The organism is Streptomyces sp. NPDC018964, from assembly GCF_044390325.1.
In the GTDB taxonomy this organism is placed as follows: domain Bacteria; phylum Actinomycetota; class Actinomycetes; order Streptomycetales; family Streptomycetaceae; genus Streptomyces.
This window is the reverse complement of sequence record NZ_JBIRYZ010000027.1, coordinates 53,325-67,261: the sequence shown is the minus strand read 5'-3', so window position 1 is coordinate 67,261 and position 13,937 is coordinate 53,325. Positions and strand designations below refer to the sequence as shown.

The window sequence follows — 13,937 nt, the reverse complement described above, 5'->3', positions numbered from 1 at the left end:
CGACTCAGTCCTTGCTGTGCCTACTGGTTCGCAGAGCGAAACCGGGGGAAGGCCGAGCGGCCGGCGTACACCGCCGCGTCGTCGAGGATCTCCTCGATGCGCAGGAGCTGGTTGTACTTGGCGACGCGCTCGGAGCGGGCCGGGGCGCCGGTCTTGATCTGGCCGCAGTTGGTGGCGACGGCCAGGTCGGCGATGGTGACGTCCTCGGTCTCGCCGGAGCGGTGGGACATCATGCACTTGAAGCCGTTGCGCTGGGCCAGCTCGACGGCGTCCAGGGTCTCGGTCAGCGAGCCGATCTGGTTGACCTTGACCAGCAGGGCGTTGGCGGCGCCCTCCTCGATGCCGCGGGCGAGGCGCTCGGGGTTGGTGACGAACAGGTCGTCGCCGACGAGCTGGACCTTGTCACCGAGCTTGGCGGTGATGGTCTTCCAGCCCTCCCAGTCGTCCTCGAACAGCGGGTCCTCGATGGAGACGAGCGGGTACGCGTCGACGAGCTCCGCGTAGTACTCGGTCATCTCGGCCGCCGAGCGCTCCTTGCCCTCGAAGGTGTAGACGCCGTCCTTGTAGAACTCGGAGGCGGCCACGTCGAGCGCGAGGGCGATCTGCTCGCCGGGGGTGTAGCCGGCCTCCTTGATCGCCTCGAGGATGAGGTCGAGGGCCTCGCGGTTGGAGCCGAGGTTCGGGGCGAAGCCGCCCTCGTCGCCGAGGCCGGTGGCCAGGCCCTTGCCCTTCAGGACCTTCTTCAGGGTGTGGTAGACCTCGGCGCCCCAGCGCAGGGCCTCGGAGAAGGACTCCGCGCCGATCGGGGCGATCATGAACTCCTGGATGTCCACGTTGGAGTCGGCGTGCGAGCCGCCGTTCAGGATGTTCATCATCGGCACCGGCAGCAGGTGCGCGTTGGGGCCGCCCAGGTAGCGGAAGAGCGGCAGGTCGCTGGCCTCGGAGGCGGCGTGGGCGACGGCGAGCGAGACGCCGAGGATGGCGTTGGCGCCCAGCGAGCCCTTGTTGTCGGTGGCGTCCAGGTCGAACATCGCCTGGTCGATCAGGCGCTGCTCGGTGGCGTCGTAGCCGACGAGCTCCGGGCCGATCTGCTCGATGACGGCCAGGACGGCCTTCTCGACGCCCTTGCCCAGGTAACGGCCTGCATCGCCGTCACGGAGTTCGATGGCCTCGAAGGCGCCGGTGGAGGCGCCGGACGGGACGGCGGCACGACCCGTGCTGCCGTCGTCGAGGCCGACCTCGACCTCGACCGTGGGGTTGCCTCGGGAGTCCAGGATTTCCCGGGCTACGACGACGTCGATGGACGGCACGAGCATCTCCTTCTTGGATGTGACGCGGGTGGGCAGGACCCCGGAGGGTCTTGCGAGTCCGAGCCTAACCGGCTCCGGGCGATCGGCCATCCGGCCGCCCGTCCCATGGACAGAACCGAGAGTAAATTGTTTCCGAACGGAACAAAGCCGTTTCCGGAAACCCGGTCACAAAAACCCCGCCCCGGCGCGTACGGGGGAAGACGCACCGGGGCGGGGAGCAGTGGGGCAGCCGCTCACTTCAGGTGCAGCTGCTGGCCCGGGTAGATGAGGTCGGCGTCGTCGACGATGTCGTCGTTCAGCTCGAACAGCTCGGCCCAGCCGCCCTCGACGTCGTGCTCGGCGGCGATGGAGCTGAGGGTGTCGCCCTTGACGACCTTGTACTCGCCGTCGCCCTTCTCGACCTTCTGGCCGGTCGGGGTGGTGACGGTCTTCTCCTCGGCCTTCGGCTCGGCCTTCTTCTCGGCCCGCTGCTCGGTCTTCTGCTCGGCGGCCGGGCGCTCGGCGGAGCGGGAGGCCTTCCGCTCGGCCTCACGGGTCCCGGTGGAACCGGTGTCCTGGCCCTGCGAGGAGTCGTTCGAGGAGGAGCCGGCGTAGGAGGCGTTGGACAGGCCCGTGCCGCAGACCGGCCAGGCGCCCTTGCCCTGGCCCGCGAGGACCTTCTCGGCGATCTCGATCTGCTGGGCCTTGCTGGCCCGGTCGGCGGTGGAGGCGTACTGCGTGCCGCCGTACGCGGCCCAGGTGGAGGCGGAGAACTGCAGACCGCCGTAGTAACCGTTGCCGGTGTTGATGGACCAGTTGCCGCCGGACTCGCACTGGGCGACGGCGTCCCACTCGGAGGCGGTGGCGGCGGAGGCGCTGCCGGCCGCCATCAGCGGGGCGGCGACGGCGGCGGAGGTGACACCGGCGACGGCGATCGCGCGGGTGGCCTTGGACGGACGGCGGTGCTTGCCCTTGCCGGAAAACAGCATGGTGGATCCCCTCACCGACGCCTACGAGGTGAGCTGTCGGGTTCGGGCCGGTTGAGTTGCCCGGCCACGCCCCTCGCGGGACGCGGCTCCACCCCAAGCCCGATCCGGTGTCAACCACCGGAAGGGGCGCTTACCTTGGTTCCCCCGCTCCTGCCTGCGGCGCATGACGCGACGACTGTTCCCGTGCTGCCACTGGCAGGATTCGGCGTGGCGGCAGCCGGGGCCCGCGGTGGCGAGCGGTCACGACCGTAGACACGCGGTCCGCGGAATTTCAAAGACGATCAGGGCTTCTGAGACCTATCTCTCACAGCCTTTAAACCGGACATTCACCGCGAAACATGACGTCAACTGCCGCCGGACCGACGCCCCTTCGCGCATCACTTCTCGTCCGGTTCGACCCCGACCTCGAGCTCCTGGCCCGGCATGATGAGGTCCGGGTCGGCGCCGACGACCTGCTTGTTCTCGGCGTAGAGCGACCGCCATCCACCGCCCAGCTCAAGGGAGTCGGCGATGGACGAGAGACTGTCGCCGGTGCGCACGGTGTACGAACCGTCGGCGGCATCGCGGGAGGCGTCGGTGCCGCGCGAGGCATGCCGGCCGGACGATTCCGACGTACGGCCCTCCGCCTCACCCTCCTCGGCGGTGACGCCGCGGTGGCGGCCGGCGCCGGTGCCTTCGGTGTCGGTGACTTCGGAAGAGCCGGTGGTCTGCCCGGACTTGTCCGACTCGTCACTCTTGGGAGTGACCGAGGCGGAGGGGGAGGTGCCGGATCCACCGTCGGAGCCGGTGTCCGAATCCGCGCCCGAGCCGCTCGACTTGCCGGACTTGGCCGATTCGCCGGCGGCACCCTCGCCGTCCTCCGCCCCCTCGGCGCCGGTCGACGGGCCGGACGTGGCCGACGGGGAGGACGAAGCGGACGAATCACCGGAGTCCGATGATCCGGACGAGGCGGAGGAACCGGAAGAGCCGGACGCGTCCGAGGCCGGGTTCTCCGCCACACCCGTGTCGATGTCGGCCGACGCCGAGTCCTGGTCGAGACCCGCCGTCAGTCCGCAGGTGCGCCACGCGCCGACCCCCTGGTCGGCGAGGATTCTCTCGGCCACGGCTATCTGCTGGCCGCGGCTGGCCTGGTCGGGGCTGGTCGCGTAGTCCAGGCCGCCGTAGCTCTCCCAGTCGTCCTGGGTCAACTGCAGGCCGCCGTAGTAGCCGTTGCCGGTGTTCTGGCTCCACGAGCCGCCGCTCTCGCATTCGGCGACCCGGTCCCAGGTCGCACCGTCGGCCGCGCTGGCGCTGCCGGCCCCGAGGAGCGGGATCGCGATGGCGGAGCCGGTCACTCCGGCCGCGACGAGGAGAGCCGGAGCCTGACGGGGACGACGGTGCCGACCGTTTCCGGAGAGCATGCGGAAACCTTTCGCGAGACAGCAATGACCGGCGCGGCGAGTGGAACTCGATGTGCCGCACTTGATGGGTGAACGTATCCGCAGACGATCACTTGTCACAAGTTCATGCCGCGCAGATCACGTGAAGATCACAGAGTTGAGGGCGTGTCATGTTTGCGCTGGCCCGCCCGGGGGCACGGCGGACGGCGGCCCGGTCCGTCACTTCCGCGGAGGGGTGAACTCCACCGGGAGCGTGCGCAGTCCGCGCATGATGAGCCCGCCCCGCCAGCGGAGTTCGGCCGGTTCCACCGCGAGCCGCAGGTCCGGCAGACGCGTCAGCAGGGTGGCGAGCGCGGTCCGGCCCTCCAGACGGGCCAGCGGAGCGCCCAGGCAGTAGTGGATGCCGTGGCCGTACCCCAGGTGCTGGTTGTCGCGCCGGCCGAGGTCGAGCACGTCCGGGTCGGCGAACCGCTCCGGGTCCCGGTCCGCGGCGGCGAGCACGACGAGGACGGGGTCGCCGGCCGCGATGCGCTGTCCGCCGATGGCGACCGGCTCGGTGGCGAACCGCCAGGTGGCGAGTTCCACGGGGCCGTCGTACCGCAGGAGTTCCTCGACGCCGGTCTCCAGCAGCCCGTGCTCCCCGGCGGCGAGGGCCCGCTGCAGGCGGTCGCGCTGTCCGGGGTGGGTGAGCAGGGCGTAGGTGCCGTTGCCGATGAGGTTGACGGTGGTCTCGAAACCGGCGAACAGCAGGATGAACGCCATGGCGGCGGCCTCGTTCTCGGTGAGGTGCTCACCGTGGTCGGAGGCGCGGATGAGGCCGGAGATGAGGTCCTCGCCGGGGGCGGGTTCGGCGGGGAGCGCCTCGCGCTTGCGGTGGATCAGCTCGGCGAGGTAGCCGCGCATCTTCTTCACGGACCGGGCGACCCCGCCGCGCGGCCCTCCGCCGTGGCGGATCATCATGCCCGCCCAGTCCCGGAAGTCGTCCTGGTCCTCGCGCGGGACGCCGAGCAGGTCACAGATGGTGTAGATGGGGAGGGGGAAGGCGAACTCGTGGATGAGGTCGGCGGAGCCGCGGTCCGCGAACCGGTCGATGAGCCCGTCGGTGAGCTCCTGCACGCGGGGCGCGAACTCGGCGACCCGGCGCGGGGTGAACGCCTTGCTGACCAGCCGGCGCAGCCGGGTGTGGTCCGGCGGGTCGATGTTCAGCAGATGCGTCATCAGCTCCGCCTGGCGCTCCCCGGGAATACCGGTCCTGCCCCTGGCGTGCGCGGGCTCGTCGTGGTGCGCGGGGTTCTTGGACAGCCGGTTGTCGGCGAGGATCTGCTTGGCGTCGGCGTACCGGGTGACCAGCCAGGCCTCCACCCCGCTGGGCAGCCGGGTGCGGTGCACGGGGGCGTGCTCGCGCAGCCAGGCGTAGGCGGGGTACGGGTCGCTCGCGAACTCCCAGGTGAACAGTTCGGGGGCGGCAGGGGCGGCAGGGGCGGTGGCGGAGGGGGTGCGGCGGGGCTCGGCTTGCTCGGTCACCCCCCGACCGTATCCGTCCTTCCTTCACGGCCGCGTCCGCGTCTCCGCCTCCCGGATCGCGTCCCGGTAGGCCCGTGCCGCCGCGCGCAGGGCCGCCTCCGGGTCCACGCCTTCCGCCTCGGCGCGCACCGCCAGCGCCAGCAGTTCGTAGCCGGGGCCCTCGACGCGGGGCAGCGGGACGTCCAGGCCGGCCGTGCGCACCCGGGAGGCCAGCTTGGCGGCGAGGGCCAGGCCGGGCTGGCCGAGCGGGACTCCCTCGGTGACGGAGGTGCGCTGCTTCTCCACCGCCTTGGTGCGCAGCCAGTGGGCCTTGACCTCCTCGGGGGTGGTCGCGGTCTCGTCCCCGAAGACGTGCGGGTGGCGGTGGATGAGCTTGGTGACGATCGTCCCGGCCACGTCGTCGATGGAGAACGGGGCGTCGGGGTCCTCCTCGGCGATCCGGGCGTGGAAGACGACCTGGAGCAGGACGTCGCCCAGTTCCTCGCGCAGGTCCTCCCGGTCACCGTCCTCGATGGCCTCGACGAGTTCGTACGCCTCCTCGATGGCGTACTTCGCCAGGCCCTTGTGGGTCCGCCGGGACGACCACGGGCACTCGGCGCGGATCTGGTCCATGACCTGGACGAGGTCGAGCAGGCGGGCGCCGGGCAGGTCGTAGGAGGCGGGCAGCAGTTCCAGTTCGGGCATGGCGACGCGACCGGAGCCGGCCAGCCGTGCCAGTCCGTCGGTGAGGGCGGGCTCCCCTTCGCCGGTCGCCACGACGACCACCGTGCGCCCGCCCGCGCAGGCGGCGACCAGTTCCTCGGCGGTGGGAGCCGACTCGTCGACCCGTATCCCCGCCTCACGCAGGTACGGCAGCTGCGGGTGCGCGCCGTCCGCGCACAGCACGCGGTCGGCGGCGTGCAGCGTCTGCCAGGCCGGCCAGGACAGCAGGCCGGGGGCGACGCGGTGGCTGGTGGTGAGCAGGACGACGCGGCCGGGGTCGGGGGCCCGGCCGGCGGCGGTTTCGGGACTCGTGGCGTTCACCCCCCGAACGTAACGCACGGCGCCGGACGCCCCAGGAGTTGTCCACAGGGGGCGGCGCCTCACGGTGGTGCCGTCACGTCGTCCGGGGCGCTCCCGCCGCCACCTCCCGTACCCACGGCGGCCTCGCGTCGGCGCGGCTACCCTTCTCGACGTGCCCGGTGCCGTGGCGCGGGCCGAGGCCGACGACGGGTTTCCTCGACGTCTCCGGCGGGGCCTTGCGGAAGGCGGGCCGGCGGGCGCCCGGCGGTTCCCCGCGACCACCGCCCGGCTGTCCGTCCCTGTCCCTGTCCCCCACCGGATCCGGAGTCGAATCAGCTGATGGACATGTCCTCCCGGGAGATCCGCATCCCCCTCGGCGAGGCCGTCGCCGTGCTGCGGGACCTGAACGAGTTCGTCGTCTCCCTCGACCGGCTCGGATCCCGCCAGGCGTCCGGAACCACCGACGAGTACGCCGTCGGCCGGTTCGTCGCCGACTGGGACGTCGCTCGGCGACTGGCACGCGCCCGGCACGTCATCAGCGCCGCGCTGGACGCACAACTGAGCGAGGAGGACAACGCCGAGATCGACGCCTTGTGCGACCGGGGCCGCTTCTACGGTTCGGAGGCGCGGCCGGTCCCTCCCCCGAGCAGTCCGGCTGAGACCGCCGCGGGGTGATCGCGCCGACGGCGTCCGCGTGGGCGCGGTCCTCGCGGGGTGAGGGACCGCGCGCGAAAGGCCGCGCACCGTGCACGCGGTCACCAGGGCGGCCACGACCGCGGGGATCGGCCCGATCGGCCCCCTGCGGCTCAGCGCGGGAGCCGCAGCAGAAGGGCGGTCAGCTCCTCGGGGAACTCGTCCATGTGCCGCTCCGCGGTGAACCGCACGGTGCAGGCCGCCGACACCAGTTCCGTGTCCGAGTACCCGCCGTCCTCGAGCATGCCGGCGGCCATGCCGAGCGGCACGACGAAGTCGGCCTCGGCTTGTGACGACATCTCCTCGGCAAGGCCGGACTCGTCCTCGGCGAGCACCAGGTCCACGATCCGGCGGAGCACCTCCGCCACGGCCGGCAGGTCCGCCTCCCGCACGATGCCGGCCATGTCGTCGTACTCCGCGAACCCGAACCGGTTCACCCGCTGATACCCCACGCTCCCCTCATGCCCTTCCCGCCCGTGCTTTCGGTGATCCGGTCGTCCCGTTCACGATCCGCCTCTCCGTCAGCGCACCACCACACCGCGCACGGCGAGGCGTAGTTCCCGGAACAGGTCGCGCAACTCGCTCGGCATGGCGGAGGAGACGTCCGCGCCCACTTCCAGCAGAAGCCGGACGCCGGCCCGGAACTCCTTGTCGCCGACGGGCTCGTCCAGCATCCCCGCCACCTCGGTCGACGGTGTGACGATGGAGACCTCCACCTCTTCGGGGAGGCTGTCGAGGTAGCCGTCGTCCTCGGTGAGCACGAGATCCACGATGCGGCGAGCGGCTTCCCTGACAGGCTGCGCACCCGTCCCCGACGGCAAGGTCGTCCCGCCTCCTCCGAGCAGTCGACGGCCATCGGGTCGAGCCGTGGCCGGCATGTCCCCGGATGTCCACGTCCTCGACGGGTTTCCCAGGGGGCGTGTTTCACCCCGTCGGCAGCCCCCGAGTCGTCCAGGGGCGCGGGTCAGAGGGTCTGCGGCATCCCGGTCGCCGTGACGTCCCGTACCCACGGCGTCTTCGCGTCGACCCGGCTGCTCTTCTCGACGTCCCAGCTGCCATAACGCGGGTTGAGGTCGACGTCGAGTTCCTCGCTCGCCTTCGACAGCGCCTGCCAGAACTCGGGCCGGCCCGGGTCGGTGCCGAGCCGCTGGGCGAGCTTCTGGGCCTGCACCTGGAGGCGGAGGTTGGCGTCGAGGCGCCGCGGCGGAACGCCGTACTGCTGCAGCCAGGCCGCCTCCAGCGCCTTCGCGCCGCCGGCCTGCTGCTCCAGACCGGACCGCATCCGCTGGACCTCGCGGTCCGTGACCGTCACGCCGGCGTCCCGCGCGGCGCGCTCCAGCACCCGGTCCAGGACCATGCCGTGCAGGGTGTCGCGGGTGAGGCTGCCGGTGCGGGCGATGGCCTGCTGGTACTGGGCGTCGTCCGGTACGGCCGCCCGCTGGGCCGCGCGGACCTCGCCGACCCTGTTCTCCAGCTGCGACACGGTGATCCGCTCGCCGCCGACGACGGCTGCCGCACCGGGGTGCGCGTCGTTGCCGCAGGCGGTGAGCAGGGGCGCCGCTGCGGCGATCGCGGCGGTGAGGAGGAGCGCGGTGCGACGGCGGCGGTGCAAGGAGACCTCCTGAGGAGAGCTTGTGCGGCGGTGCACAAAGTCTTGCGGTGATCGATGGTAGGCATCGGCCAAGCTCTGGCCAACCCATTCGACCAACGATTCACGGCGACTTCCGGCACCGGCGTCCGCCCCGTACGGCGCAGCGGCCCGCTATCCGCGCACCTGTCCCAGCCACTGCAGCGTCCGCCGGATGTCGGCGGCCAGCGGGTGCCCCGGTCCCTGCACGCGCTCCACGTCGTGCAGCAGCCGCACCAGCGTGTCGTGCGCGGCGGCCCGGTCGCCCAGGGCCAGCAACAGATGGCCGATGCGGCGGCGGACGTCGTGGGCGAGCTGCGGATCGCCGGCCGCCACGTACTGGTTCTCGTAGTACGCCAGTAGCGCCCGGTACTCGGCGAGCGCCGCCGCGGGTTCGCCGAGCTGCTCCAGGCACTGGGCGGCCTCGTAGCGGTGGCGCAGGGACTGCGGGTCGGCCTGGCCGGCCTCGGCGGCGCGTTCGTCGGCGAGGCGGCGCAGTTCGGGCAGGGCGCGCCGGTACTGGCCGTCGTCCAGGAGCGTGGCCGCGTACTGCTTGCGCAGGGTGCGCACGACCGGGGAGTGCTCGCCGTGCTGCTCGGCGGCGACGGGCAGGATCGAGCCGAGGATGTCGACGGCCTGGGTGATGCGGCCCTCGCCGAGCAGCCGCTTCACCTCGTCCACGGCGGCGGCGACGTCGGCCTTCTCCGCCACGGGCGCGGGCGGCGCGGCGGGGGCCGGCTGGGGGGCGGGGGTGCGGGCGCGGTCCGGCCAGGGGGCGTGCGGGCGCAGGAAGGGGCGGGTGGGGTCCAGGGGCGCGCCGGTGGGCATGCCCCGCGCGGGCAGCAGCCGCGCCAGGTCCTCGTAGACCTCCTGCGCGGAGTCCGGGCGGTGCTGCGGGTCCTTGGCGAGCAGCCGCAGCACCAGGGTCTCCAGGGCCTCGGGGACCTCCGGGCGGATCCGGCGCACGGGCACCGGCGGCTCGTACAGGTGCCGGTGCAGCACCCCGAGCGCCGTGGAGCCCGCGAACGGCACGTCGCCGCTGAGCAGCTCGTGCATCAGCACTCCGAGCGCGTACAGGTCCGTGTACGGGCCGACCGCGCCGCCCATCGCCTGCTCGGGCGCCATGTAGGCGGGTGAGCCGATGGGCGAACCGGTGTGCGTCAGCCGGGTGGTGTCGCTGTCCATGACGGAGGCGACGCCGAGGTCGAGCACGGTGACGGTGCCGTCCTGCTTCACCATCACGTTGCGCGGCTTGAGGTCGCGGTGGACGATCGGCACGGCGTGCACGGCGCTCAGCACGGCGCACAGCTGCGCGGCCACCGCGACCGTCCACTGCCACGGGTACGGGTCGTGTTCGGCGAGGTGGTCGCCGAGGTCGGCGCCGTCGACGTACTGCATGACGAGGAACAGCTCCTCGCCCTCGCTGCCCGCGTCGTGCACGGTGACCAGGCCGGGGTGGTCGACCTGGGCGGTGACCCGGCACTCGCGCACGAAGCGGCGGCGCAGTTCGTCGGCCTCGTGTCCGGCCACCTTGTCCGGGCGCAGCAGTTTCACCGCCACGCGCCGGTCCAGCCGTTTGTCGTAGGCCGTCCAGACCTGTCCCATGCCGCCCTGTCCGATGAGCGTGGACAGTTCGTAGCGGCCGGCGACGACACGTCCCGTCGTCACGCTCACCTTCCGCCTTCGTGGTTGCCCTGCTGCCCGTCCTGGCGGCGCAGGTAGTCGCTGAGTTCGTCCAGCTCGGCGCGGACCTGGTCGATCCGGGCCGGCGGTACGGGGTGCTGCGACGACTGCGGCGGCGGTACGGGGGTGGGGGGCACCGGGGTGTGCGGTACCGGGGTGTGGGGGACCTGGGGCTGCGGCACCGGCGTGGGCGCGTACGGCGAGCCCTGCTGCGGGTAGCCGTAGGGGCCCTGCCCGGCGCCCTGGCCGAGCATCGTCGTGGCGTGGGGGGACGGCGGCATCTGGCCCGCGTACGGGTGCGGCCGCCGGTGCAGGCGGATGTCCACGACCAGGTAGTACGCGGCCGAGACCGCGCCGAGGATCAGGACGACGGCCAGGGCCACGTCGGTCCGGGGGTCCGACTCCGGCAGCGAACCGATCACCGACAGGCAGGCTATCGACAGCGGGATGCTCACCCAGGCCGCCACCCAGTCGAGCAGCCGTCCCCTCAGGAACGCGATCCGGAACAACGGCACGCAGGCCAGCAGGCCGCAGCAGAGGACTCCGGCGGCGGCGTACAGCACGCGCTGCGTGATGACCATTGCCGCGCTGGGGGTGGGCGGCGCCGCGCCGTGGCCGTACATGACTGCTCCTGCAGGTGTGCCGGTGGGAACTCGGAGTCCGAGCGTATAGGCCGATGACGACAACCGGTCCCGGGATGTACCGAACCGTTGTCGTACGAGACGTCCTGAAAGCGTGCCGGGGGTGTTCCGTGGTCGGTCGGGGACGTCCGGTGCGGCTCGGGTGGGGGCGTTCCGTGAGCCCGGCCGGAGGCGTCCCGTGAGCCCGGTCGGGGGCCTTCCGTGGCTCAGTCGGGGGCGATCGTCCCGTCGGCCAGGCCGTCGTACATCCCGCGGACGAACTGCTCGCCGAGCCGGCTCGCCTGCCTGAGCGCCCGCTCGAACTCGTCCAGGGCCCGGAACCGGGCGCCGTAGCGCCGCTGTTCGGCCGGTGCGAGCCGGGGCAGTCGCAGCCGGCGCACGTCGAGCCGGGTGGCGGTGGACGCGTGGCTGCTGGCCTGGCGCTGGTTGGCAGTGCCGCGCAGGAACCCGGCAAGGAACCAGGCGTCGAGCACCTCCGGGTCGGGGCGCAGCAGCACGAGGTTGCGGCCCAGGACGGCCCCGGCGGTCGTGTCGTCGATCACCCGCGCGACGGTGCCCCCGCCGAGCACGGGCACGACGACGTCACCGGGTTCGGTGAGCACCGCTTCCCCGTCGCTCTCCGGGAGCATGCCGGAGGGGCCGGTTCCGGAGAGTACGTCGTGGTCGGTGAGGGCGGGCACGCGCGCGTGGCCGCCGTTTCCGCCCGTACGCATCACCAGGGCGCCCCCGCGCGCCAGTTCACCGACGGTGGTGAGGGGCGGGCGCCCGGCGGCGGGCGGCGCGGGGTCGGCGGGCGGCGGGGTGAGGCCGGTGGCCAGACGCAGCGTCCCGTCGAGCCGTTCGCGTACGTCGGCGAGCCGGCCGGCACCGTCCGCGGCGGCCGGGGGCGGGAGGTGGCGGGCCGGGGCGAGGTCGACGTCGTCGTCGAGGAGTTCGATGACGGGCACGGAGCGGGCCAGTCCCGGCCGTTCGTCGAGCCGGCCGGCCCCGTCGAAGGCGCGCCAGGCGTCGAGGACCGCCTCCCGCATCCCCGGCCAGTCGGGCCCGCCGCGCCCCTCACCGGCGAACCTCCCGGCGTCGGCGAACAGCACCTCCGGCTGGACGGGCGCCCGTTCGGGCCGGCGCAGCACCCACAGGTGCAGCGGGATGCCGTACGGGGGTGCCGCGCCGGCCGGCAGCGCGACGACGGCGCGCAGCGCGCCCCGGCGCAGCAGGTCGGCTCTGATCCGGCGCCCGGAGCGGCGGGACGCGGCCGCGGGCGGCATCAGCAGCACGGCGGTGCCGCCGTCCCGCAGCCGGGCGAGCGCGTGCTGCACCCAGGCCAGCTCGGACTCGGTGCGGGCCGGGAAGCCGTACTCCCAGCGCGGGTCGTAGGCGAGTTCGTCGTGCCCCCAGTCGCGCTCGTTGAACGGCGGGTGGCACAGGACGGCGTCGGCCCGCAGCTCCGGGTGGGTGTCGGCGCGCAGGGTGTCGCCTGCGGCGGTGCGCACGGGGGCGCGGGTGTGCAGGGCGAGGCGGAGCGCGGCGAGGGCGGCGAGTTCGGGGGCGCTGTCCTGGCCGTACAGCCGCCGGCCGGGGCCGTTGCCGACGGAGCGCAGCAGGGCGCCGGTGCCGCAGGCCGGGTCGAGGACGGTGCGGGCGGGGCCGGCCAGGGCGGCCATGAGGGCGGCGAGATCGGCGGGGGTGGGGGTGTACTGGCGCGGGTTGGCGTCGAGGTGCCGGCCGAGGAGGAACTCGAAGGTGTGCCGGGCGCCGAGTTCGGCGGCGAGTCCGGCGACGGAACGGAGGAGGGGCGCGGAGGGGAGCAGTTGGGGGGCGGCAGGGGGTTCGAGGGCTTTTCGGGCGGCCGGGCCGGCGGAAGCGGCGAGGCTGTGAACAGTGTCCGGGGTGTTCACATACGAGCCGTCCACCTCGCCGAGCCGTGATGTGAGCACCTGCTCCAGCGCTCCGGGCAGCAGCGCGGCGAGTCGCTCGTCGGAGCCGGAACTCACCTCCAGCCAGACCGGGGAGCGGTCGTGGATGAGGAGCAGGACGCAGCCGGCGTGGGTGAGGGCGGTGACCGGTCCGGCGGGGTGACCGGTGAGCTGCTGCCAGACGCGTTCCCTCAGCGGGACCTCGGCGAGCTTGCTGTGCCTGCGCAGCCAGCCCTCGACCTCGGCCAGCGCGAACGAGGGGCTGGTCTCGGTGCCGCCGACCGGGCCGGGGAAGTCGGCGTGCCGCCGGCGCCAGTTGCTGACGGCGGCGCGGCCGACACCGGCCAGTCGTGCGATCCCGGTGGCGGTCACTTCTGTCGCGTCGTCCTGCATGCCCGGCACCCCGCCCCGTTTCCCTCTGCTCCGTGTGCCGGCAAGCATACCGACGCGATCAAGGCCCAGTATTCACAAGAGTGGACGCCGCCACCACCGTGAACTGCGTTGACTCTATTCACACGATCTGTTCTCATTGACCCCGCGAACGAGCGACCGCCGAGGGGGCGGTGGCCGCGTTGGGAGGGACACAGCCATGGGAATGAAGAGCAAGATCGCGCTGGGCGCCGTCGTGGGCATCGTCATCATCGGTGCCGCCTCGGCGAACTCCGGTGACTCGGAAGGCGGTTCCGGCGGCAAGGGCACCTCGGTCTCCGCGGAGCAGCGGTCCGGCGACACGACGTCGGACGGCGCGTCGGACGCGAAGCCCGCCGAGGACGAGGGCACCGAGAAGGCGTCCCAGGCCGAACAGTTCAAGGCGTTCGTGCGGAAGAACGGGACGCCGCAGGAGAAGGAGGCGCTCTCGCACGTCACCAAGGTGCAGGGCGCGGACGAGCAGAACGACATCCTCGACGCCGCCGAGGTCTACACCGACTTCACCGGCGGGCTCATGGGCGAGGGCACGGGCCCCGCCAAGCTCATCGCCTCCGCGTTCGCCGACTGGAAGCAGAGCGACAACGGCCTCGTCACCGTGTACGGCGCCGACGGCGAGATCATCGGCAACGGCAACTTCTAGGCCCTCCGGGAGCCCACCACGCGCCGCACCGCACACGCCGGCCGTGGCGGCGAGATCACCGAAAAGGCCTTCACGACTCCGACCGGGGCACCGCCCCTGCGGACGTCCCGGACCTCCACTCCCCGAGC

Annotated in this window: 13 protein-coding genes and 1 riboswitch; of the genes, 2 read left to right on the top strand and 11 right to left on the bottom strand. The window is 72.8% G+C overall.

Going from position 1 to position 13,937, the window contains the following annotated elements; genetic code table 11:
• Positions 1 to 20 precede the first annotated feature (20 nt).
• The 5 genes from eno to ACH5AO_RS31810 form a co-directional block, all read right to left on the bottom strand.
• Entirely contained in the window at positions 21 to 1,310 is a 1,290-nt protein-coding gene (eno, locus tag ACH5AO_RS31830; protein WP_030869977.1) for a phosphopyruvate hydratase, read from the bottom strand.
• 233 nt (positions 1,311 to 1,543) lie between these two features.
• Positions 1,544 to 2,278: a transglycosylase family protein gene (locus ACH5AO_RS31825; protein ID WP_398930740.1), complete on the bottom strand. Its 735-nt coding sequence runs from the start codon at positions 2,276 to 2,278 to the stop codon at positions 1,544 to 1,546.
• Between the two features lie 3 nt (positions 2,279 to 2,281).
• Positions 2,282 to 2,450: riboswitch (cyclic di-AMP (ydaO/yuaA leader) on the bottom strand.
• A 205-nt stretch (positions 2,451 to 2,655) separates the two neighbouring features.
• Positions 2,656 to 3,678, bottom strand: coding sequence for a transglycosylase family protein (locus ACH5AO_RS31820; protein ID WP_398930738.1), 1,023 nt, complete (start codon positions 3,676 to 3,678; stop codon positions 2,656 to 2,658).
• Positions 3,679 to 3,876: 198 nt separating this feature from the next.
• The gene (locus tag ACH5AO_RS31815; protein ID WP_398930736.1) at positions 3,877 to 5,181 is read right to left on the bottom strand and encodes a cytochrome P450; all 1,305 of its coding nucleotides are present in this window, start codon (positions 5,179 to 5,181) and stop codon (positions 3,877 to 3,879) included.
• Between the two features lie 24 nt (positions 5,182 to 5,205).
• Positions 5,206 to 6,204 (bottom strand): nucleoside triphosphate pyrophosphohydrolase, encoded by a 999-nt coding sequence (locus ACH5AO_RS31810; RefSeq protein ID WP_398930734.1) that lies wholly within the window; start codon positions 6,202 to 6,204, stop codon positions 5,206 to 5,208.
• Positions 6,205 to 6,522: 318 nt separating this feature from the next.
• Here ACH5AO_RS31810 and ACH5AO_RS31805 point away from each other — a divergent pair, with 318 nt between their 5' ends.
• Positions 6,523 to 6,858, top strand: a complete 336-nt coding sequence (locus ACH5AO_RS31805; RefSeq protein ID WP_398930732.1) for a hypothetical protein — start codon at positions 6,523 to 6,525, stop codon at positions 6,856 to 6,858.
• Between the two features lie 131 nt (positions 6,859 to 6,989).
• Here ACH5AO_RS31805 and ACH5AO_RS31800 read toward each other — a convergent pair whose 3' ends face one another.
• The 6 genes from ACH5AO_RS31800 to ACH5AO_RS31775 all read right to left on the bottom strand — a co-directional run bounded on the left by ACH5AO_RS31800 (position 6,990) and on the right by ACH5AO_RS31775 (position 13,133).
• Positions 6,990 to 7,328, bottom strand: a complete 339-nt coding sequence (locus tag ACH5AO_RS31800) for a hypothetical protein (protein WP_398930730.1) — start codon at positions 7,326 to 7,328, stop codon at positions 6,990 to 6,992.
• Between the two features lie 69 nt (positions 7,329 to 7,397).
• On the bottom strand, positions 7,398 to 7,637 hold the full coding sequence (locus ACH5AO_RS31795) for a hypothetical protein (RefSeq protein ID WP_398930728.1): 240 nt from the start codon (positions 7,635 to 7,637) through the stop codon (positions 7,398 to 7,400).
• 203 nt (positions 7,638 to 7,840) lie between these two features.
• Positions 7,841 to 8,488, bottom strand: coding sequence for a SurA N-terminal domain-containing protein (locus tag ACH5AO_RS31790; RefSeq protein ID WP_398930726.1), 648 nt, complete (start codon positions 8,486 to 8,488; stop codon positions 7,841 to 7,843).
• Positions 8,489 to 8,638: 150 nt separating this feature from the next.
• Positions 8,639 to 10,135, bottom strand: a complete 1,497-nt coding sequence (locus tag ACH5AO_RS31785; RefSeq protein ID WP_398930825.1) for a protein kinase — start codon at positions 10,133 to 10,135, stop codon at positions 8,639 to 8,641.
• Between the two features lie 38 nt (positions 10,136 to 10,173).
• Positions 10,174 to 10,809 (bottom strand): hypothetical protein, encoded by a 636-nt coding sequence (locus ACH5AO_RS31780; RefSeq protein WP_398930724.1) that lies wholly within the window; start codon positions 10,807 to 10,809, stop codon positions 10,174 to 10,176.
• A 224-nt stretch (positions 10,810 to 11,033) separates the two neighbouring features.
• Positions 11,034 to 13,133 carry an N-6 DNA methylase gene (locus ACH5AO_RS31775; protein WP_398930722.1) on the bottom strand — a complete coding sequence of 700 codons (2,100 nt, stop codon included), beginning with the start codon at positions 13,131 to 13,133 and terminating at the stop codon, positions 11,034 to 11,036.
• A 196-nt stretch (positions 13,134 to 13,329) separates the two neighbouring features.
• On the opposite strand from ACH5AO_RS31775, the gene ACH5AO_RS31770 reads away from it, so the two are divergent.
• Positions 13,330 to 13,809, top strand: a complete 480-nt coding sequence (locus ACH5AO_RS31770) for a hypothetical protein (protein ID WP_398930720.1) — start codon at positions 13,330 to 13,332, stop codon at positions 13,807 to 13,809.
• The last annotated feature ends 128 nt before the right edge of the window (positions 13,810 to 13,937 follow it).